This is a genomic window from Belliella marina (genome assembly GCF_042682445.1).
GTDB lineage: Bacteria > Bacteroidota > Bacteroidia > Cytophagales > Cyclobacteriaceae > Belliella > Belliella marina.
Genome location: NZ_JBHUHR010000015.1, coordinates 1 through 21,757, shown reverse-complemented (window position 1 = coordinate 21,757; position 21,757 = coordinate 1). Strand labels below are relative to the sequence as shown.

Genomic DNA, 21,757 nt, shown 5'->3' with positions numbered 1-21,757 from the left:
ACCTAATCCACTAATAACCAAATAAGCCATGGCAGCTACGGGGTATATGTTTAACAATAAACCAAGTGATGCTAAACTGGGTTTGTGGCGAACCTCATACGCCACGCCCGTACTGCCAGGCTTTTCTTAAGAGACAAGAAGCTAGATGCGAGAAGCGAGAAGAAAGACAATAATAAAGGGCTTTAGTAAAGAATACTAGAACGAGACATCTCCCTTTGGTCGATGTGACTGCCCCTAAAACAGATAACCTATTCAACCAATAACCTAATCCGCCTCGGCGGACAAGTTCTTCTAATCTTTCAATATTCCAATCTTCAAATCCCACTAACCCCATGAATCTCACTAGACCCCCAACTTTCCAATCCGCCGCGGCGGACAAGCTCTTTCAACATTACAACATCTAATAACCAATTAACCAAAATTATGAAGAAACAATTTACACTATTGATTGCGATGTTGCTGTCTATTTGTGCCTTTGGGCAGCAGAAGCTTGAGCCTCTAGACATTGGTGACCAAATTCCCAACCTCAAGTTTGAAAATGTACTGAACCATCCAGATGGGGAAATATTGCTCTCTGACTACAAAGGCAAGCTTTTGATCCTTGACTTTTGGGCTACTTGGTGCGCACCCTGTGTGGCAAGTTTTCCGAAGTTGGATAGTTTGGACAAGGCTTTTGGGGATGATCTGGTGATCCTGCCCGTGACTTATCAGAATAGGGAGGAGGTGGAGAAGCTGTTTTCCCGAATGCCCAAGCTAAAGGATATCAGGAAGCCAATGGTGTATGGGGATAATATTCTAAATAACACATTTCCACATAGGATTTTGCCCCACTATGTCTGGATAGGCAAGAAAGGTGAAGTGCTGGCCATAACAGGTGCGGATGAAATCAATGCTGAAAGTATCAACCAGGTAATCAAATCAGGGCAATCAGCATTGGGTCGCAAAGCAGATCAAAAACTTATTCCATTCGAAAGGGAAGCATTTTTCCTAACTGAAAACAGACAAATCACTTACAAGCCTGTAGTTTATCAATCGGGAATCACTTCCTACATCCCCGGACTGATTTCCCAATCAATGATCTTCCCCCTTGAAAAGGATCATGTCAGAGTGCTTATACACAACAATACTAGATTGGGGATTATGCAAAAAGCATATTCTGAGTTCAACTCAAGCAAGCATATTGGGCTCAACAGGGTGGTGATCGAATCCAAACACCAAGACATTTTGACAACAGAAATGGGAAGTGGTGAAAAGCTGGATGCCTGGATGAAGGAAAATGCTTTCTGTGTTGAATTCATAGTTCCCAAAACCAGACAGAAAGAGCTCTGGGGTTACTTTAGACAAGACCTTAAAAGATGGTTTCCCGAATTTGATACAAAGATTGAAAAAAGGGAGAGTGAGGTCTTGGCCTTGGTAAGGACAGATGATAAAGTGGATATAAGTACCAAACACCAGAAATCCAACATCCAAATGAACCATGAAAGTGCCACACTCCAAAATTATCCCATATCATCATTTCTGGGCAGAATAAATTCCCTATACCGCTCTGGGGGCAAATACATTGTCGATAAATCCGAAATCAATACAAATGTGGATATCCATATCCAAGCAGATATGGGCAACCTGGAACAGCTTAACCAAGAGCTTAGCAAGTATGGGCTTACAATTATTGAAAGTGTGGAGGAAATCGACTTCCTGATCATTTCTGATGCCAACCCATCTCTTTAAAATAAATCTATTACCTCAACAAAATCATTATGAATAAACATTTACCATTGTTGATGCTTCTGATCCTCTGTCTGGCAACAAAGGTCAAAGCACAGGAAAGGATCGTCAATGGAACGGTCAGAACCACTGAAAATGGCTCAGCATTACCCGGGGCCGTCATTAAGGTGATGGATTCTTCAAAAGGAACTGTCAGTGATGCAAACGGAAGTTTTACTATCGGATTGCCAGACGGTGAACACGTTTTGGTATTCAGCTACATGGGATTTGAGACATATCAGGTCAAGATCAGGATTCCCGATCACAAAGACCCAATTGAAGTTGTATTGAACTCTGAAGGTATGGCGCTTGAAGCGGTGGAAATTGTGTCCACTGGTTATCAAAGCCTGCCAAGGGAAAGGGCTACAGGATCTTTTGTCCAGCTGGATGAAGAGCTTCTCAACAGACGTATAAGTACCAATTTTTTGGAAAGGTTGGAGGATATCACTCCAGGGTTGATTTTCAACAGGGCAGGTCCTGGTGGTGACAATATTAGCATTAGAGGTAGGAGCACCATATCCGCAGCATCCCAACCTTTGATTGTAATCGATAACTTCCCGTATGATGGCCCATTGGAAAACATCAACCCCAATGACATCGAAAGCATCACTGTACTTAGAGATGCGGCAGCTGCTTCGATTTGGGGTGCCAGGGCAGGAAATGGTGTGATCGTAGTCACTACCAAGAAAGGCAGCTACGGACAGCAGGCCAAAATTTCATTTAACATGAATACGACCGTGGGGCAAAGACCAGACCCCAATCATGTACCCATCATGTCGATCTCCGATTTTATTGATATGGAGCGGTATCTTTTTGGCAATGGTTATTATGCTGCGACAGAAAGAAACGTGAATAAGGCGCCGTTAACACCGGTTGTGGAATTGCTTATCGCAGAGCGGGATGGGCTTATATCGGAAGATGAGGCCAATAAAAGAATTGACGAGTATAGGCAGTTTGACTATAGGGATCAGCAGAGAAAGTACCTCTACAGGGAAAATGTAAATCAACAGTACGCAATTAGCATGAGTGGAGGAGGTGAAAGACAAAGGTATCAGTTAAGCTTGGGATATGATTCCAATCTGGAAAACCTTGTAGGCAACTCATCAAACAGGTTGACCATTCAGGCAGGGAACACCTATGCACTCCTGAAAGGTAAAGCTGAATTCAGTACAAACATTCATTACACTGAGACAATGAACAAAATGAGTGGCATCAACCCTTCAAGTATAAGAATGTCTTCCTCTATACCCATGTATCCATACGCGAGACTTGCAGATGAACAGGGAAATGCATTGCCATTGACAACAGATTTTAGGCAGGGGTTCAAGAATCAGGCATTCCAAGACGGTTTGTATAACTGGGATTATAGGCCGTTGGATGAGATCAATGCAAGAGACATTAGTGCCAAAACCCAAGAATATAGGATCAATACAGGGTTCAATTACAAAATAACCCCTAACCTCAAGGCTGATGTAATGTATCAGTACATCAATAGAAACCTTCAAAACAGAGAGCATTATCTTGAAAGCTCTTACTATGTCAGGGATTTGGTGAATACTTTTACCCAAGTTCAACCAGACGGTACATTTTTGTACCCCCTACCACAAGGCGAGATATTGGAAAGGTCAGACAGATATGCTGTAGATCATCATGCAAGGGTTCAAATGAACTATTCGAATTCCTGGAAGGAAAAACACCGGTTGGATGCGATTGGAGGTTGGGAAATCAGAAAGTCAGATAGTGGATTGGCTCTGAGCAGGCTTTATGGATACGACCATGATTACACCACAAATGTCAGAGTTGATTACACTACCAGGTTTCCTAGGTATTTCAACCCATCTTCATTGTCTCAGATTTTGTATAGAAATGGTGTGAGTGAGTTTTTTGATAGGGCGATTTCATATTATACCAACATAGGGTATTCATTCGACAATAGATTTAATATTTCCGCCTCTGCCAGAAGAGACATGTCCAACCTTTTTGGTGTGAGGACAAACCAAAAAGGTGTACCACTATGGTCTGCAGGAGCATCTTGGAATTTAAGTAATGAGGCATTTTACAATTTTGATTTCATTCCTTATCTAAAGTTTAGAACTACCTATGGGTACAACGGGAATATAGACAGAAGCTTGACGGCTTTTACGACAGCTAGAGTATTCGGAAACAGTTTTGTGACTGGCCTACCTTATTCCAGGGTAGAAAACCCACCAAACCCTGACTTACGCTGGGAAAGGATCGGTATTTTCAACTTGGCCCTCGATTTTGAAACCAGAAATTCATTGATTGGAGGTTCGGTGGAGTATTTTGTGAAAAATGGGATTGACCTAATTGGAACTACCCCCTTTCCTCCATCGACTGGGATCACCGAGTTCAGGGGAAATACAGCAAGTACCCAAGCAAGGGGTTGGGACATGAGTTTGAACATTAACCTGATAAAGGGTAAACAGGTGAATTGGTCTTCAAATATTTTGGCAAGTTTTATTTCAGAAAAGGTTACTGGATATGAAATGAGAGCACCTGTGTCAAGCTACATAAGAGAAGGAGCTTTGTCCACCATTCCACTTGAGGGCAAGCCACTTTTTGCAATCTATGCTTATGAGTGGGGCGGATTGGATCCTGGAAATGGAGATCCTTTGGGTTACCTGGATGGAGAGCTGAGCAACAATTGGAGCGCAATTATGAATAGTGTAACGATAGAGGATATAAATTATATCGGCCCGATACGCCCTACAAAGTTTGGGGCTTTAAGAAACAATTTCACCTATAAAGGACTCAACCTATCCTTTAATATAAGTTATCGATTGGGTTATTATTTTAGAAGGCCTTCTGTCAATTACAATAATGTATATACAGGTTTGGGTACCCATGGAGATTACCATTTCAGATGGCAAAATCCAGGGGATGAGTTGCGAACCCAGGTACCTTCTATGCCTGAAACCAGAAATATACAACGTGATAATTTCTACAATTTATCAGAGGCTTTGGTTGAGAGGGGAGATCATATCAGGTTTCAGGATATAAATGTCTCTTATGTATTTGAAAAGGGAGACTTCCCAAGGCTTCCGGTTCAGAGAGTTCAGCTATATACCTATGTGAACAATATTGGGATTCTTTGGAAAGCGACAAAAGAAGTACCTGACCCAGATTTTAGGATACAACCTGCATTAAGAAGTTTTTCCCTTGGCTTAAGAGTCGATCTATAAGCATTGAAGGGGCTTAATCAAAGAATTGAAATATGAATAAAACCTTAAAAAAAGCAAAGATGAAAAATCTATATAAACTTATAATTGTATTGAGTCTTGTTTCCTGTGAAGATTTCTTGGATCAAAGACCTGATAAATCAATCATCGTCCCAATCACTTTGGATGATTATCAAAGGTTACTTGACAATGAGACCAATGTAATGAATGAAGGCCCAGCAATGGGAATGTTGTCATCAGATGAATACTTTACAACTGATGATGGATGGAGATCTCTATCACAGGCTGTTGAAAGAAACTGTTATATATGGGCAGATGATATTTACGAGGGGGTAGGAGTTACTGACTGGAGAAATCCATACATAAATGTATTTTACAGTAACATTGCCTTGGAGGGCATTGAAAATATAGCTGTAAACTCCGAGAATCAGCAACAATGGAATAATGTAAAAGGATCGGCTCTATTTTATAGGTCTTTTGCCTTTTATGGCTTACTTGATGTGTTTGCGCCCCCATATAATGAAACCACAGCCTCTTCAGATTTGGGAATTCACATCAGGTTGACCGCAGACGTGAATTCTCCCGTTGAAAGAGCAACATTGCAGGATTCATATATACAAATCATCAACGACCTAGATGAAGCAATCACATTGTTGGATGATACCCCTTCCCATATCACTCGTCCTTCAAAAGCAGCAGCCTATGCATTATTGGCAAGAGTATATTTAAACCAAATGAACTATGGAAAAGCTCTCGAAGCAGCTGAGTCCAGTATTGGGTTGAAGTCTGAATTGATAGATTATAATGAGGTAGATCCAGATTTATCTCTGCCATTTTCAATTGATAACAAGGAGATTGTTTTTAGAAATTCTATGTCTTCCTATACATTTTACCTTTCCAATTTCACATCAGTCGATACCAGTTTGGTTAAGTTATACGATGAAAATGACTTGAGGCTAAAGGTTCTATTTCGCCCCTCCACTGTCATTCAGGGCAGATTTAATTTTAAAGGACACTATTCCGGAATGTTGGGAAGGCTGTTTAATGGAATCACTACCTCGGAAGTTTATCTGATAATAGCTGAATGTTCTGCAAGACTTGGTCAAACTCAAAAGGCAAACCAAAGTATTCATACTTTGCTGGAAAATAGATATTTGAAAGGTACTTATGAAAAAAATGACACCATTGATGAAGATGAATTGTTGAAAATGATACTAGATGAGCGTCGTAAAGAATTGGTATTTAGGGGTGTTAGATGGACCGACCTTAGAAGACTCAATACTGAAGGTCGATTTGTTTTTACAATGACACGACGGTTAAATGGAAATTTATATACACTGCCGCCAAATGATGTAAAATATACCTTGCCGATACCTGAAGAGGAGATAAATGCTTCTGGTAACCCACAAAATCCCAGATAAAAAATCAGGGGGAATATCCCCCTGATTTTAATATTTTAACACAAAGATATACCTACAACGGTGAGTATGTACCATTGACTTCGTTTATCATGTCTGATTCTATATCAGAATCATCATTGACAAACTGGGCAGTACAGATGCTTTGTATTCCAGAACATAAGTAGTCCGTGCCAACCTCTTCTCCAGTGATCTCCTCCCAAACACGTTCGTTTGTTTCGGGATCTTCGCTCACTAACCTGAACAATTTCAGATTGGGATCATTTTGGACTTGAGGCTCCGTAAACGCAAAAGCGAATACAGCTGCAAGAACAAACGCTACTATAGGTAATTTACTTGTTGAATTTTTCATCACAGACTTCTTTTTTTGACAATCAAAAAAGACAGCAAAAACGTTTATGGTTGTTTGCCTACTCTTTTATGGGGTTTCGGCTTTCCCCTTGCCGGCCATTGGGTACTGCTTGTCTCTCACCCCAAGCAATCGAGAGAAATGGCTGGATTTTTTTTTGTCAAAATTTTATTATACCTTGAACCTGACAGATGTACATTGAGCTATTGATCTTTTGATCTACTGCACCACTGGATCTTTTATTGGTCTTCTCCGGCCATCTGCAGGGGTTGTCTCCCTTTACTGCCGGGGAATGGACTTGGTATTCAGGGGTCCATTCCCATAGAATCGGGCAGTGTTTAGGGATTTTTTCAACCTAACCAAAGCTAAAAAGCATTTCTTATATTTGCAAAACCCACATTGTCAGCTGTTTGACAAAATCGTGTTTTGATGCACTAATGTGTATAAATCGTGTTTTGACACACTGGATTCGAAAAAAAAGGTCATTTTGGACTATCACTTTAATTGTTTGTTTATTAAATTAAAGGCTTCATTGTCGACTTAACTATTTGCTTGATGGGAGGTGATTTTCAATATAAGGTGGATATTTTCAAGTATGCGGAAAAACATGGCTTGTATTTTAGCAAGCCATTCCTTGACCTTTTCATGCAGGCAAAGAAGGTGGTTTTCCTTAAAGGCGAGAAAATCAGGTTTCCCTATGCCGATGTTGCACATTTGATTTTTATACATAAAGGTGCTGTTTTGGGGATATTGTCGCATAAGGGAAAGACAGTTTACAAGACAATCAAAATAGCTTCGTCGATTTTTCTTACCGATCCCAAAGGATTTTCCAAAAGGAAAATAGATTCCAATGAATGGATTGCTGCCAACAAGTCGGAGCTCACTGCGATTCCCATTGGTTTTTTGTTGAAGTCCCTCCAATCTGTGGAGGGGGCACATGATAAGCTGAGTGCGCATATAAAAAAGATGATAAAAACAGATTACAACCTTTATCGCGAGATGATTGAGCAGGACTCAATGCATGACAAGGTTGGATTTTTGGTAAAAACCTATCCCAGTCTGTTTGGCAAAACAAGAAAATATGTGGCCAACTACATGAATGTCTCGCAAAACGGTCTTTCTAAAGCCATCAAAAAATGGGAAGGAACAAATTTTGGAGGCAAAGAAGATGATGAAAATCCCCGGTGAAAGTGCGATGAGGCTTATTGGGGTTTGTTTTTTTTCATGGTTGCATGATGGTTCGAAAACACCGCTTTGAAACCTGCCGTTTTGATTCGGTTATTGGGTTGACGTACTATTTTTGAAAGCTATGCCAGGGTGGTTTTTGGGTTGGGTTTTCTGCTGCTGCCTACTTTTTTTCTTCCCCAAATGCCACGACCCACAAAACTTGCAATGGTAACAGGTCAGGTATTGGGCTTGGACACGGAAGTACTTTCCCTTTTTTCCAAAAGGGTAATGAAATCTATAAAAGACGAGCCAGGCTGTTGCTTCCGATGGGTATCTTTTTTTACCTATGCAGGCAACCAATTCCCGGATCATCTTTCTATTTCCTTTCCCCAAATAGAAGTTTTGTTCCATCAATAGCCTTTTTCTTAATTTAAGCTTTTGGGAAAGATTTACCAATGACCAATCTTGATAGAGGTTGATAAAAGGGGCTTTTATACAAGTAATTGGATAAAATTGCTTTTTGTCAAACAGGTAAGTTTTCAATTTGAAACGCTCGCAAAACTTAGCTTTTCTAACGGGGCAATAAGCTAATGTCATAGCCTGAAAAAAAATCCCACTCCATGGTTTGTGCCCTCACAGATTCCTGTTTCGTTGTGGGGTATTCCTTCCGGACTTCATCATTTGAAGTTTGGCATTCGGCATTCATAATTCAATGGAATTCAATTAATAATGTTTTTTTATTTTGTAAATAGCTATAGCGGGATTATCCATTTCAGAAGGCAACAGGCCCGGGGTGCTTTCACCCTTAACGTCATAGGCAACTGTGCTGACAAATTTATTCTTGTAAACAAACATTGGCGGGTTGATTTTGAACCTGTGTTCATAATTATATATTTTGGTAAAATTATAAACCTTCTTACTTTCTTTGGAATAAAGCAAGAAAGGATCATGATCCTTCAATAAAGAGAAGTTAGTATATCTGTATGATATATAATCCTCATTCTCTGAAATATCCATCAGTAAACCGGTGTAATTATAATTAGTGTCAAATATCCTATCCCGAACTTCTCGACTCTCTGTTTCTGCGATCTCATAAGGTATTTTGTTTTTGCCAAAATCCAGAACTAATTGGTGTTTGAGTTCTTTTTTGTCAAAAGAGTATACCGTATCATTAAATCCATAGGTAAATAATACACGATTCCCCCACTTTGAAAATACTTTGTTAGAAGAAAAAATACTTTCTCCCATCGTAACTGTTGGAATATATCTTTCAAGGATTTTTCCAATATTCCTGTCTGTAACCAAAAGATTATAATCATTTTCACTATCCAAGTAACTTTTATCTGGCTTTACTAAGGCAATTCCACCGTCTAGTTGCAGTATATTTCCGATAGAAACCACCATTTTTGTTTCATTGATAAAATTTCCATTCAGGTCATAATTAATTTTCATTTTTCGAAAATTGTCATAAATAGAAATTTCCTGATCTATAACTGAAAAGTCTTCAGGCAAAGTAAATTCCCCGGGGCCATCACCCATATTATTGATCTTAAATTCAAATTCTCCTGACAGTTTAAAACAAAATAAACTTCTTGATTTGAATTTGTCCAAGATATAAATCCTGTTTTCTAATATTTCTATCTTATTAATATTTCCAATCAAGCATTCTTTACTGGTTTCCAGTCTTATAATACTCAAACTATCAAGATGGTTTCTGTCAGAGAGTTCGTCTTGATGATTGAGGTCCACTTTTAAAACTTGCTCTGCTGTAAGCAGACTGCTGTTTCCCCCCGAATTGGTTTTGCCACATTGAGTAAAAAACAACGCCATCATTATAATACCGAAGTTTAATTTCCAACAATTGAATGAGTTTTTCATAAAGTGTGATTGATGTAAGTTCTATCACCACCGATCAAATTCCCCGATGGTGATAGATATAGCAGTGTTTGCAGGCGTTTGAATTTCAAGCACAACATTTTGTACTTCTATTACATGGTGTGCTCTCCGCAACTTTAGCGTTATTCGTTCCAATTCGAATGCATTGAGCAATAAGTTGTGGATTTCCTATTTAGCCACTTTTAAAACTAACCCTTTAAATTAAATAATAAAACAAACATCATAGGCATTTTTGGGCAAACATGAAATAAATTGAAAAGAGAAGTAATGGAGCCCTCCAGACCATTGTTTAAAGCAGTGTATTGTACAAACAAAAAAAAAGGACACTGTTTCCAGTATCCTTCGAAGTAGCGGGAACAGGACTCGAACCTGTGTCCGCCGCGGCGGATATGAGCCCTCCAAAAAAAATGACATAAAAAAACCAAGCATTGCTGCCTGGTTCTATGTAGCGGGAACAGGGCTAAATAACTAGCATGGAACTTAGAGAATGCTTAGCATTTCAAAGTATTCCTGTTTTTATGTTGAATAACAAAAAGCCAAAAAACCTCAAAGAGAAAAAGCAAATTGACCTATTCCATAAAGTAGGGATTGACATTGTTTTGGTAAACATTGTTTCAAACAAAATGATCTAATAAGTGGTAATACATTTAAGGTTTAAAATCCCTATTGTGTTAATTTTCTTTTCCTTCCAAAGTTTCTTCTTTGATAAATTCAGTATGATCAATGTTAGTATAATAAATCTTATTAAAAGATTGTTTTGCATTACCCAACATTGGATTTCTTAATGAATAAGACGCTTTGTATTTTGTAGAAAGTATAATTTCAGGATTTTTAGAAAGCTCATTATAACGAGATTCTATTTTTTCAATTGTAGATAGTGATTTTCTGTATAAGAGCTTTTGATCAATTGCTTTATCTCTATTTCTTTTTGATTCCATCTCGTAAGAATAGTCATCCCTTTTTATTGCTGATAAAACCGCTTCTTGATATAGATTTTGTAATGTGTCTTGTAGGATAATTGATTCATTCAATACATTTTTCACATGTTGAAAACTTAAAGTATCTATTAGAGATTGTTCAGGATTTTTTACCCAAAATTCTGCTAATTCGAATTTTAAATGTTTCATACTATCCAACCCTGTTATATCTGCTAACTTCTCAACTTCTTGGATTTTAAAGTCAAGATCCTCCAAATCAAAGTTTAAAGAACTAACATTTTTTTGTTGGTAATCATAAAGCATTTGCTCATTTTTATTTCTCCCACATGCAACTAGCATTGTAACTCCAAGCAACATCAAACAAATTTTTTTCATTTTGAATTGTTTTTAAAAATTTAATTACTGATTGGGTATATTACTGCAACTAAAGTAGATAAAAAAAATAAAGATCAAATAACAGGCTAGAGTATTTTTTATCATCCTTACCAAATTAAACAAACAAATACACTTAACTCTTAATACATTAGTAGCCTACTATACAGCCTACTGAAAAGAAAAAACCCCAAATACTGAACGTATAAGGGGTTCTATGTAGCGGGAACAGGACTCGAACCTGTGACCTTCGGGTTATGAGCCCGACGAGCTACCAACTGCTCCATCCCGCGATATATTTTTACGATCTATAATCGTTGTTTTCTGTTTTTGATCAGCCTTTTGCTGATATCGTGGTACAAAAGTAGGAGTATTTTTTATTCAATGCAAGTCAGAGCGCTATTATTTTATTGTTTGTCTTGTTTGGATACTCCTCCCCATTGATTTTTAGACGGATAGGGGTGAAGTTATTTTTGTCCCTTTGGCAAGTGTGTTCAAGACCAAGAGATGTAGTTCCACGGTCTTTGCTGTTTTCCCTAGTATGCTGTGGCGCAGCTGACAGTTGTTCGGGACACTTTGGCTGCCCAATTTACCCGCCCGCATATTTTCAGATTACCTTATTTGCCCAATTCATTTTTGAAAACCCAAACTTTCTTTGGTTTCTTCATCAATATGTGTTATCTCTCGGAAAAAATCAAGTACCTTTGTGCAAAATTATTGTCATGACCGAAAACACACACAAAGCAGGCTTTGTCAATATCATTGGGAAACCCAATGTTGGCAAGTCCACCTTGATGAATGTGCTTATAGGTGAAAGACTTTCGATTATCTCCTCCAAGGCCCAGACGACCCGTCATAGGATCATGGGCTTGATCAATGATGACAACTATCAGATTGTTTTCTCGGATACTCCGGGAATGTTGAAGCCCAAATATGAGCTTCACAAAAACATGATGAGTTTTGTGCACATGTCATTGGAGGATGCAGATGTGATACTTTTCGTAACCGATCTATTCGAAACTGATGAAGAAATAGAAGACGTAATAGAAAAGATCAACCAGGCAGGTGTCCCCGTACTCCTGATCATCAACAAAGTGGATCTTTCCAAAGAAGGTCAGCTTGAAGAGGTGACAGCCTATTGGACACAGCGCATCAAGTCAGAAACAGTCATCCCGATTTCTGCAACCGAAAGCTTCAACACCGAGCGGATTCTCCAAGAAATCCTAGACCGTCTTCCAGTTCACCCGCCATTTTATGATAAAGCGGAGCTGACAGACAAGCCGGAGCGTTTTTTCGCTTCCGAGATCGTACGCGAAAAGATTTTCATCAACTATAAAAAAGAGATCCCTTATAGCACCGAGGTCGCTATTGAGGATTTTTATGAAGAAGAAAATATCATCCGGGTACGTGCCATTATTTATGTAGAGCGCAATAGCCAAAAAGGGATTATCATCGGTGAAGGTGGAAAAGCACTGAAGCGGGTAGGTATCCAGGCGCGTGCCGAAATGGAAAATTTCTTTGGTAAGAAAATCTTCCTAGAGACGTATGTCAAAGTCGAAGATGATTGGAGAAAGAATAAAAATAAGTTGAAGAAATTTGGTTACGACCAATAAGAAATAAGAAAATGTCAAATATAGTAGCAATTGTAGGGAGACCTAACGTAGGGAAATCTACCTTTTTCAACCGCTTGGTTGAAGAAAGAAAAGCGATTGAAGACAATGTGTCCGGGGTGACCCGGGATAGGCACTATGGTCATGCGCAGTGGGGAGGGAAATATTTTTCTGTGATAGATACCGGTGGGTATGTGATCGGTTCGGATGATGTGTTTGAGGCTGAGATCAGAAAGCAAGTGACTTTGGCCCTCGAAGAAGCCAATGTGATCCTGTTCGTAGTGGATTGCCATGATGGCTTGACAGATTTGGACAAGGATTTCGCAAATGTACTCAGATCTTCCAAAAAGCCTGTTTACATCGTGGCCAACAAGGCGGATACCCAGGAGAAAGAGTTGAACGCATCTGAGTTTTATGCCTTGGGACTGGGAGAAAATGACATCTTTCCAATAGCGGCTGTGTCGGGAAGTGGTACAGGTGATTTGTTGGATGAAGTGATCAAGCATTTTCCCGAGAGTGGGATAGAAGATCCGGATGAAGGGATTCCAAAGATTTCCATACTTGGTAGACCAAATGTTGGAAAATCATCTTTCCTCAATGCACTTCTTGGAACCGAAAGGTCGATTGTGACGGATGAAGCTGGGACTACCAGGGATGCGATCAATACGAGGTACAAGCTTTATGGACAGGATTTTATCATCACGGATACTGCCGGAATCCGAAAAAAAGCCAAGGTAAAAGAAGATATTGAGTTTTACTCTGTGATGCGTTCATTGAGGACCTTGGAAGAATCTGATGTGATCATCGTGATGATAGATGCAGAAAGGGGCTTTGAGGCGCAGGATATGAACCTGATCTCTTTGGGTATCAAAAACAACAAGGGAATCATGATCATGGTCAATAAGTGGGATTTGGTCGATAAAGACCACAAAACCATGGATACCATCAAAAAGGATATGCTTGAGAAGCTGGGAGAGAACCGTTGGATACCAATGATCTTTACTTCAGTATTGACCAAGCAAAGGATTTTTCAGGCAATCGAGCTTGCTGTGAAGGTTTATGAGAACAAAACCAGGAAAGTGACGACCTCAAAAATCAACGATGTCATGCTTGCCGAAATAGAGAAATATCCACCGCCTGCATGGAAAGGAAAATACATCAAGATCAAATATGTGACACAGCTTCCGACCAAAAATCCTGTGTTCGCTTTCTTCTGTAATCTGCCCCAATACATCAAGAATCCATACACCAGGTACCTGGAAAACAGGCTGAGGGAAAACTTTGACTTTGAGGGAGTTCCAATCAAAATCACTTACAAGAAGAAATAAAATAATTTGTCCAAACACTTGGCAATTACATAAAGGGTGTTACCTTTGTGTGCTTAATTTAAGAAACAAACAAAAATGAAAAAGGTATTTGCATTATTCGCTGTAGCAGGAATGTTATTCACTGCATCTTGTGGAAACAAAGAAGTTTCTGAAGAAAACGAAATCGAAGTTGTAATCGAAGAAACTGAAGAAGTTATCGAGGACTCTGTAGAAGCTGTTGAAGATTCTGTAGAAGTTATCGAAGAGAATGTTGAAGAAGTTGTTGAAGGTTAATTAACCATTCAGCTTAAAAATTTAAAAGCCCCTGAGCGATCAGAGGGCTTTTTTTTGTCCTATGACAAGGAGCTATAAATGATCATAGGATGGGTACAAACCTTTCAGGTTTTATAGGGGATAGTTTTTTTGAAAGTAAGCGAGTGAAACCCGGAAGTTTCTTAAAAAATCACCCTATTTAAGAAATGTGCTTTGGATTTGACATGGCCTTTCAAAAACCGACCCTAAGAGGGTGACTAAAGTTTTGCTTATTTCGGCGACCCTAAAAGGGTCAAACTTCTCAATAACCATGGGTAAAACCCATGGAAAAAGTGACCGAAATCCCCTCTCCCGACCCCAAGGGGGTCGAACAAAAAGGCTGGGAAATCACATCGCGATTACCCATCCACCGATAACTCATAAACCAATAACCTAATAACTAATAACAATCTCCCAAACCCCACTAAAAACAAAAACTCCCCCGTCATTTCCGACAGGGGAGTTTTTGTTTATTCTACTTCCGAAGCGAATTCCTCTACCGGAATACAGCTACAGATCAGGTTTCTGTCTCCATATGCCGAATCAATTCTCCTGACAGCAGGCCAGAACTTGTTTTCTTTGACATAAGGGAGTGGATAGACTGCTTTTTCCCTCGTGTAGGGAAGATCCCAGGCATCAGACAAGGCCAGGTTTGCGGTATGTGGTGCATTTTTCAATACATTATTCTCTTTATCCGCTATACCATCATATACTTCCTGAATCTCTGCCCTGATCGCAATCATGGCGTCACAGAACCTGTCCAATTCACTGACAGTTTCTGATTCAGTAGGCTCTACCATCAAGGTGCCTGCTACAGGGAATGATACGGTAGGGGCATGGAAACCGTAATCCATCAGCCTCTTTGCAATATCTTCTACTTCTATTCCCACTTCTTTGAAAGCACGGCAATCCAAGATCATCTCATGGGCTGCCCTTCCCCCGATTCCGGTGTAAAGAATAGGGTAATGTTCTTCTAGCTTTGTTTTGATATAATTGGCATTCAGGATCGCCATCTTGGTAGCATTGGTCAAGCCCTCAGCTCCCATCATTGCGATGTAGGCATAGGAAATAGGAAGGATACTTGCACTGCCAAATGGCGCCGCAGAAACTGCATGGATTGCTTTTGTCCCTCCGGTTTGTACCAGTGGATTGCCGGGAAGGAAAGGTACCAACTGTTCTGCCACAGATATAGGCCCCATGCCTGGTCCACCACCACCGTGGGGAATGCAGAAGGTTTTGTGGAGGTTCAAGTGGCAGACGTCAGCCCCGATGCTACCAGGGCTTGTGAGTCCCACTTGGGCATTCATATTGGCGCCATCCATGTATACCTGTCCACCATTGTCATGGATGATTTGGCAAATCTCTTGGATAGCCTCTTCAAATACACCATGGGTAGAAGGATAGGTAACCATCAGGCATGCCAAATCATTGCTATGGGCTGTTGCCTTTGCTCTCAAGTCCGCTACATCAATATTTCCTCTTTCGTCACATTTGACCAAGACTACTTTCATGCCTGCCATGACAGCTGAGGCAGGGTTGGTCCCGTGTGCAGAGGTAGGTATCAATGCAATGTTTCTATGCTGGTCTCCTCTGCTCATGTGGTATGCCCTGATGACCATCAATCCTGCATACTCTCCCTGTGCACCGGAGTTTGGCTGTAGGGAAGTGTCTGCAAAGCCTGTGATCTCACTCAGCCAATTTCTCAAATTCTGGAACAGTTCGTAATATCCTGCAGCTTGATCTTGCGGACAGAATGGGTGCAATTGTCCAAACTCAGGCCATGTGACGGGAATCATCTCTGTTGTGGCATTTAGCTTCATGGTACAGGAACCCAATGAAATCATGGAGTGTACCAAAGAAAGGTCCTTGTTCTCCAAGCGCTTGATGTATCGGAGCATTTCATGTTCCGAGTGAAACTGATTGAAAACCGGGTGGGAGAGGTATTCTGAAGTTCTTGCTATTCCCTCTGGAAGATTGATTTCCAAACCTTCTATCAATTCATTCCAGTTGATGGCTACTTTGTGGTTGGTGGATTTTGCGAAAATCTCCACTACAGCTTTTACATCCTCAAGTGTCTTTGGTTCGTCAAATGAAAGTAGGATAGCCCCTTCCTCATACCTGAAGTTCATCTCTGAAGATAGTGCAAATGCCTTTACTTTGGACTGCTGTACTGCGTCCACTTTTATTTTGATGGTGTCAAAAAAGTTGCTGTTTTCCTGCTCAAATCCCATAGCTTTCAAAGCCTTGGCTGTCAAACTTGCCAAGCCGTGTGTTCTGGCAGCAATTTCTTTCAGTCCTTTGGGGCCGTGATATACGGCATACATGCCTGCCATGACAGCCAACAAAACCTGTGCGGTACAGATATTGGAGGTAGCTTTTTCTCTTTTGATATGTTGCTCACGGGTCTGCAAAGCCATTCTATAAGCCTTGTTGCCATCCCGGTCTTGGGATACACCGATGATTCTTCCCGGTACTTGTCTTTTGTATGCTTCCTTGGTAGCGAAAAATGCCGCATGGGGACCACCGAAGCCCATAGGGACACCAAGTCTTTGGCTGGTGCCGACCACCACATCCGCTCCCATTTCACCAGGAGGTGTCAACAAGGTCAAGCTCAATAAGTCTGTTGCGAAAGCGGTAAGTACATTGTTTTCTTTTGCCGCAGAGACAAGTCCTGCATGGTCGATCACTTCCCCATCCATGTTTGGGTACTGGATCAATACTCCGAATAGGTCGGCATCAGTCAAGTCCAATGCTGACAATGGGGCAATCACCAATTCAATGCCAACCGGGATGGATCGTGTGATCAGCAAATCTCTTGTTTGTGGAAATACTTTTTGATCCACAAAAAATTTATTGGCATTTTTCTTTTCCCTAGGCTTGGAAGCGTAGAGCATGGTCATAGCTTCTGCTGCTGCCGTAGCCTCATCCAAAAGCGATGCGTTGGCCATTTCCATTCCTGTCAGATCCATGACGGTTGTCTGGAAGTTGATCAATGCCTCCAGTCTGCCTTGGGCGATTTCAGCTTGATAGGGAGTGTAGGCTGTATACCATCCTGGGTTTTCGAGTATATTTCTCAAGATCACACCCGGTACGATAGTATCATAATATCCCAGGCCAATAAATGACTTGAAAATCTTGTTTTTTGAAGCCAAAGCCTTGAATTCTTTTAAGAAAGCAGCTTCCGATTTTGCACTTGGCAAGTCCAATGCCTTGCTCAATTGAATGGATTTGGGGATGGTTTGGTCAATCAATTCTTCGATTGTATCAGCACCGATTTTTTCAAGCATTAATTTGACATCTTCCTGGGAAGGACCATTATGCCTGTTTTCAAACTTTGTAGAAGGGGAAAGATTAATCTTCATAATCAAGAATGTATAGGGAGTTTATTGGGGTTATATCCTCATTGATTTTTGGTTCTGCAAAGGTATAAATTATTGCAGGATATCAATTTGATATACACAAGATTTATACTTTTACAACAGTTCGAATTGATAAACGGTTTTATTCAATTAAGAATAATTTGCTAAGTTTATCCTCTAGAATAGAAAAACCATTATATAATACTTTATGAAGAGAAATTATTGGATAGCAGGGATGCTATCAATGTGCCTTGTCTGGCAGGCAAATGCACAAGATGCCACTGCCTTGAAATATGCAGGATTGATTACTGCGGAGGGATTGGAAGAAAAATTAACCTATTTGGCATCTGATGAACTCGAAGGGAGGGATACTGGAGAGAAAGGCCAAAAGATGGCAGCAGAATACCTATCCAATTTTTATAAGGGATTGGGTTTGGAGGGGCCGGTAAATGGTGATTATCTTCAAAAATTCAACTTGGCTTCTGTTTCTTTTTCGGATGTCAACCTGACGGTGGGCAAGCAGAAGTTGGTCAATAATGAAGATTTTGTATTCATCGGTGATGGTGATATGAAAAAAGCCGCCAAATCTGAGTTGGTCTTCTTGGGACTTGGGTCTGAAGAAAACCTCGCCAAAGTGGATGTCAAAGGAAAACTTGTAGGCCTTTGGGCAATCGGCGAAAGGGCGCAAACTGTGGTGAGGGATGTGATGGATGCAGGTGCTGCCGGTATCGTGATTGTCACGATGGAAGGCCAAGCAAATTTTGACAGACTGGCAAACAGATACAAGTCCCTCAGCGGACGTGGAAGACTCGGTTTTGAGCAAGCTTCCAAGCAGGAGCCAATCTTCTTGGTAAGCTCTGATAAAATGTCCTCTTTGTTTGGAACTCCGGTAGAGATCCTAAAAGAGGCCGCCAAAAACAACCCTGAGTCGATCAAATCACAAAAAGCTTCCTATCTGATCAAAAAATCCACCAAATTGGTCCCTACAGAAAATGTAATGGGCTATTTGGAAGGTACTGATAAGAAAGACGAGGTATTGGTGATTTCTTCCCATTATGACCATACAGGTATCGATAGCCAAGGCAGGATCAACAATGGTGCAGATGATGATGGGTCTGGGACTGTTTCCGTGATGCAGATAGCCGAAGCTTTTGCTGCTGCCGCAAAAGATGGGATCAAACCAAGAAGAAGTGTACTATTCTTGAATGTGACAGGGGAAGAAAAAGGGCTTTTGGGTTCTGAGTACTATTCCAACAACCCGATTTTCCCATTGGAAAACACAGTGAACAATATCAACATCGACATGGTCGGAAGGATCGACTACGAATATCAAGATGCCGAAGACCAGGACTATGTGTATGTAATCGGTTCAGAGATGCTTTCTTCCCAATTGAAAGTGATCAATGAATACAACAACATTACCTATACCGGCCTAAAACTGGATTATAGATATGATGCGGAAGATGATCCAAACAGGTTCTACTACAGGTCAGATCACTACAACTTCGCCAAGCACAATATCCCTGTGATTTTCTTTTTCAATGGCGTACACGATGACTATCACCAGCATACCGATACTGTTGACAAAATCGAATTCCCACTGATGACCAAAAGAGCCAAATTGATCTTCCATACTTCTTGGGATCTTGCCAATAGGGAGGAAAGAACCCCTGTCGATGGATCAAATACAAGGACGGATAGATAGAAATGATGAATTCGGAGGGATAAAGGGCGGAAATTAGAGCCAAGAATCAAGACAGAAAAAACCACGAAGTGGTTAAACTTTAATTAGCCCCGGGTTGCAACCCGGGGAATAAAGTTGATAAAGGAAGCAACAACCCTTAAAGGTCTGCCCGGCGTCAGGCAGGGTTGAATTTTATTTAATTAAAAGAAAAAGTGTCAAGTAATTTCAGGACGTGACAAAGATGCAAGACAAAGAGTGATTTCGGTTACGTCACCTCGACGGCAGGAGAGGTCTCGTCCCGATCCTTGGACAAAGGGGTGGGGAAATGAAAAGTATATATAAAGTTTCAGTTCAAGATTTCTCCCCGCAATTCTGCCGTGCAGACTCCACGCCTCCCTAAAGTGAGGTAAATTCCAAATGACCACTAAGATCACTATAGGCTTTCACAAAGTTTACAAGGAAATACAAATACAATTAATTAACCTTGTGTCCTTTGTGCATCCTTGGAGTTCTTAGTGGTTTTTTACTTTAGGAAGAATATCTTTCTACGGAAAGGCCGTGTCCCCCAACAATTAGGTTTACGAAGAAAATAATATTTGGATTTAGAGTTGGATATTAGGTTGTGCGGAAGCATCTTTAAATATTGAAAAAAGATAACAACCACAATGAGTACCTTGAATAAGCAATTTTCAATCGAAGAAATTACGGGGATTTACAACCTGCCTTTTTTGGATTTAATCTTCGAAGCAGCTAAAGTGCATAGGGAACATCATGATCCCAATAAGATCCAAATCAGTTCCTTGATCTCTATCAAAACGGGAGGCTGTCCCGAAGATTGTTCCTATTGTCCCCAGGCAGCTAGATACAATACAAAAATAGAAGGAAATGACCTGATGTCTGTGTCCCAAGTGAAAGCGCAGGCATTAAGGGCTAAGTCGGCAGGTTCTTCAAGGGTCTGTTTGGGTGCAGCCTGGAGAAACGTGAAAGATGGAGAAGATTTTGACCAGGTTTTGGAAATGGTTAGGTCCATTACCAAATTGGATATGGAAGTATGCTGTACTTTGGGGATGCTGACAGAAAACCAGGCCAAGAGGTTGGAGGAGGCAGGTTTGTACGCCTACAACCACAACATAGATTCCTCGGAAGACTATTACAAGGAAATCATTTCTACGAGATCTTTTGAGGATAGGGTAGAGACCATCGGCAATGTGAGAAAGACAAGCATCACGCTTTGTTCAGGGGGGATAATAGGTATGGGTGAAAGTGTAGAAGACAGAATCGGAATGCTTAGGACATTGGCCAATATGTATCCCCAACCTGAAAGTGTGCCGATCAACGCTTTGGTTCCTGTGGAAGGTACGCCTCTGGAGGATCAAGATCCCGTGTCGATTTTTGAAATGGTAAGAATGGTTGCGACAGCAAGGATTGTACTGCCCAAAACACAGGTGAGATTATCTGCCGGCAGAACCCAAATGAGCCAGGAGGGACAGACACTTTGTTTCTTGGCTGGGGCCAATTCCATATTTGCAGGGGATAAATTGCTCACCACCCCCAATCCGGATATCAATGCAGACATGAAGCTGTTCGATCTTTTGGGCATTGTTCCGCAAGAACCTTTTGAAAAATATCCCAAAAGAAATCCCATAGACCCTGAACACAGTACTCCCTCAGCGCAGGAAAAGCCCAGGTGGAGTAGGCCGGGACATCAAATTGAGAAAAATATCCTTGCTTCAAAAAAGGCAAAAGAAGAAAACAATTGATTTTGGGGAGCTGCTTTCATGGGTATAGGTGACGGTAGTCCCAAAAAGTATATACACAAATCAATGGCATCAACAGCTTCTCGGCAGTCTTTTGGAGAGGCAAATAACACGAAGATGGCTAAGAAAAAATTCAAGGAAGTGATCCAGAAAAGTGAGGAGGCTATTTTGGTGGATTTCTATGCTGATTGGTGTGGTCCGTGCCAGACCATGAATCCTGTATTGGATGAAGTCATTTCGGAATTGGATGGCAAAATCAAGCTTTTCAAACTCAACATAGATAAAAACCCCCAAGCAGCCCAGCAGTTTGGCGTGCGATCGATTCCACATTATATCCTCTTCAAAAGAGGCAAAATTCTCTGGAGAAAAGGAGGGTACATGACCAAAAGAGATCTGCTGCAAGCAATGAAGGGGTTTGTGGGGTGAGTTTTTTTGTATGGATTTAAATGGGATATGATTAGTTTTAGAGGTTAATGTGTCAATCTGGGGGACTCACCTTTAGTGCTTTTTTTCTTTGTGAACTCCTATGTTGAAAAACAAGCAAAAGGGCTAAAATTTCACATAACTATTCCACTCTGTTTCTTTTTTCTCTTAAATGCATTCTCAGTTTTGATAGACTTGTTG

15 protein-coding genes and 1 tRNA gene are annotated in these 21,757 nt (G+C 40.6%); 11 read left to right on the top strand and 5 right to left on the bottom strand.

The genetic code is table 11. The annotated features are described in order from the left end of the window. Positions 1-423 precede the first annotated feature (423 nt). Genes ACFSKL_RS04320 through ACFSKL_RS04310 form a run of 3 tightly spaced genes read left to right on the top strand, consistent with a single transcriptional unit; the run spans position 424 to position 6,385 of the window. Positions 424-1,728, top strand: a complete 1,305-nt coding sequence (locus tag ACFSKL_RS04320) for a TlpA family protein disulfide reductase (protein WP_376883805.1) — start codon at positions 424-426, stop codon at positions 1,726-1,728. Between the two features lie 29 nt (positions 1,729-1,757). Next, positions 1,758-4,967 carry a SusC/RagA family TonB-linked outer membrane protein gene (locus ACFSKL_RS04315; RefSeq protein ID WP_376883803.1) on the top strand — a complete coding sequence of 1,070 codons (3,210 nt, stop codon included), beginning with the start codon at positions 1,758-1,760 and terminating at the stop codon, positions 4,965-4,967. 59 nt (positions 4,968-5,026) lie between these two features. Beyond that, on the top strand, positions 5,027-6,385 hold the full coding sequence (locus tag ACFSKL_RS04310) for a RagB/SusD family nutrient uptake outer membrane protein (protein ID WP_376883802.1): 1,359 nt from the start codon (positions 5,027-5,029) through the stop codon (positions 6,383-6,385). Positions 6,386-6,437: 52 nt separating this feature from the next. Here the strand turns inward: ACFSKL_RS04310 and ACFSKL_RS04305 are convergent, their stop codons facing one another. After that, positions 6,438-6,734, bottom strand: a complete 297-nt coding sequence (locus tag ACFSKL_RS04305) for a DUF6520 family protein (protein WP_376883800.1) — start codon at positions 6,732-6,734, stop codon at positions 6,438-6,440. Positions 6,735-7,286: 552 nt separating this feature from the next. Here ACFSKL_RS04305 and ACFSKL_RS04300 point away from each other — a divergent pair. Further along, positions 7,287-7,919, top strand: a complete 633-nt coding sequence (locus ACFSKL_RS04300; protein ID WP_376883799.1) for a cyclic nucleotide-binding domain-containing protein — start codon at positions 7,287-7,289, stop codon at positions 7,917-7,919. A 702-nt stretch (positions 7,920-8,621) separates the two neighbouring features. On the opposite strand, the gene ACFSKL_RS04295 is transcribed toward ACFSKL_RS04300, so the two are convergent. Further along, positions 8,622-9,776 (bottom strand): 6-bladed beta-propeller, encoded by a 1,155-nt coding sequence (locus tag ACFSKL_RS04295; RefSeq protein WP_376883797.1) that lies wholly within the window; start codon positions 9,774-9,776, stop codon positions 8,622-8,624. A 491-nt stretch (positions 9,777-10,267) separates the two neighbouring features. Between ACFSKL_RS04295 and ACFSKL_RS04290 the strand changes: the two genes are divergently transcribed. Next, positions 10,268-10,426, top strand: a complete 159-nt coding sequence (locus ACFSKL_RS04290; RefSeq protein ID WP_376883795.1) for a hypothetical protein — start codon at positions 10,268-10,270, stop codon at positions 10,424-10,426. 39 nt (positions 10,427-10,465) lie between these two features. Here the strand turns inward: ACFSKL_RS04290 and ACFSKL_RS04285 are convergent, their stop codons facing one another. Next, complete coding sequence (locus ACFSKL_RS04285) at positions 10,466-11,107, bottom strand: hypothetical protein (RefSeq protein WP_376883793.1); 642 nt, start codon at positions 11,105-11,107, stop codon at positions 10,466-10,468. 217 nt (positions 11,108-11,324) lie between these two features. Continuing rightward, positions 11,325-11,397 (bottom strand) — tRNA-Met (locus ACFSKL_RS04280). 429 nt (positions 11,398-11,826) lie between these two features. On the opposite strand from ACFSKL_RS04280, the gene era reads away from it, so the two are divergent. From era to ACFSKL_RS04265, 3 genes are all read left to right on the top strand, one after another. Next, complete coding sequence (era, locus tag ACFSKL_RS04275; protein ID WP_376883792.1) at positions 11,827-12,717, top strand: GTPase Era; 891 nt, start codon at positions 11,827-11,829, stop codon at positions 12,715-12,717. A gap of 11 nt (positions 12,718-12,728) precedes the next feature. Further along, positions 12,729-14,042 (top strand): ribosome biogenesis GTPase Der, encoded by a 1,314-nt coding sequence (gene der, locus ACFSKL_RS04270; RefSeq protein ID WP_376883790.1) that lies wholly within the window; start codon positions 12,729-12,731, stop codon positions 14,040-14,042. Between the two features lie 75 nt (positions 14,043-14,117). Beyond that, a complete protein-coding gene (locus ACFSKL_RS04265) occupies positions 14,118-14,315 on the top strand; it encodes a hypothetical protein (RefSeq protein WP_376883789.1) in 198 nt (65 codons plus the stop codon). 488 nt (positions 14,316-14,803) lie between these two features. Here the strand turns inward: ACFSKL_RS04265 and gcvP are convergent, their stop codons facing one another. Beyond that, on the bottom strand, positions 14,804-17,695 hold the full coding sequence (gene gcvP, locus ACFSKL_RS04260) for an aminomethyl-transferring glycine dehydrogenase (RefSeq protein WP_376883787.1): 2,892 nt from the start codon (positions 17,693-17,695) through the stop codon (positions 14,804-14,806). 205 nt (positions 17,696-17,900) lie between these two features. Between gcvP and ACFSKL_RS04255 the strand changes: the two genes are divergently transcribed. The 3 genes from ACFSKL_RS04255 (at position 17,901) to trxA (ending at position 21,559) form a co-directional block, all read left to right on the top strand. Then, positions 17,901-19,397, top strand: coding sequence for a M28 family peptidase (locus ACFSKL_RS04255; protein WP_376883785.1), 1,497 nt, complete (start codon positions 17,901-17,903; stop codon positions 19,395-19,397). A gap of 644 nt (positions 19,398-20,041) precedes the next feature. Further along, positions 20,042-21,136, top strand: coding sequence for a biotin synthase BioB (bioB, locus tag ACFSKL_RS04250; protein ID WP_376883784.1), 1,095 nt, complete (start codon positions 20,042-20,044; stop codon positions 21,134-21,136). Between the two features lie 63 nt (positions 21,137-21,199). Beyond that, entirely contained in the window at positions 21,200-21,559 is a 360-nt protein-coding gene (gene trxA, locus ACFSKL_RS04245; protein WP_376883782.1) for a thioredoxin, read from the top strand. Positions 21,560-21,757 lie beyond the last annotated feature (198 nt).

Excerpts from the sequence above, each read along its gene's own strand:
- ACFSKL_RS04320 (WP_376883805.1), top strand. The coding sequence starts at position 424 with ATGAAGAAACAATTTACACTATTGATTGCGATGTTGCTGTCTATTTGT.
- ACFSKL_RS04315 (WP_376883803.1), top strand. The coding sequence starts at position 1,758 with ATGAATAAACATTTACCATTGTTGATGCTTCTGATCCTCTGTCTGGCA.
- ACFSKL_RS04310 (WP_376883802.1), top strand. The coding sequence starts at position 5,027 with ATGAAAAATCTATATAAACTTATAATTGTATTGAGTCTTGTTTCCTGT.
- ACFSKL_RS04305 (WP_376883800.1), bottom strand. The coding sequence starts at position 6,734 with ATGAAAAATTCAACAAGTAAATTACCTATAGTAGCGTTTGTTCTTGCA.
- ACFSKL_RS04300 (WP_376883799.1), top strand. The coding sequence starts at position 7,287 with ATGGGAGGTGATTTTCAATATAAGGTGGATATTTTCAAGTATGCGGAA.
- ACFSKL_RS04295 (WP_376883797.1), bottom strand. The coding sequence starts at position 9,776 with ATGAAAAACTCATTCAATTGTTGGAAATTAAACTTCGGTATTATAATG.
- ACFSKL_RS04290 (WP_376883795.1), top strand. The coding sequence starts at position 10,268 with ATGGAACTTAGAGAATGCTTAGCATTTCAAAGTATTCCTGTTTTTATG.
- ACFSKL_RS04285 (WP_376883793.1), bottom strand. The coding sequence starts at position 11,107 with ATGAAAAAAATTTGTTTGATGTTGCTTGGAGTTACAATGCTAGTTGCA.
- era (WP_376883792.1), top strand. The coding sequence starts at position 11,827 with ATGACCGAAAACACACACAAAGCAGGCTTTGTCAATATCATTGGGAAA.
- der (WP_376883790.1), top strand. The coding sequence starts at position 12,729 with ATGTCAAATATAGTAGCAATTGTAGGGAGACCTAACGTAGGGAAATCT.
- ACFSKL_RS04265 (WP_376883789.1), top strand. The coding sequence starts at position 14,118 with ATGAAAAAGGTATTTGCATTATTCGCTGTAGCAGGAATGTTATTCACT.
- gcvP (WP_376883787.1), bottom strand. The coding sequence starts at position 17,695 with ATGAAGATTAATCTTTCCCCTTCTACAAAGTTTGAAAACAGGCATAAT.
- ACFSKL_RS04255 (WP_376883785.1), top strand. The coding sequence starts at position 17,901 with ATGAAGAGAAATTATTGGATAGCAGGGATGCTATCAATGTGCCTTGTC.
- bioB (WP_376883784.1), top strand. The coding sequence starts at position 20,042 with ATGAGTACCTTGAATAAGCAATTTTCAATCGAAGAAATTACGGGGATT.
- trxA (WP_376883782.1), top strand. The coding sequence starts at position 21,200 with ATGGCATCAACAGCTTCTCGGCAGTCTTTTGGAGAGGCAAATAACACG.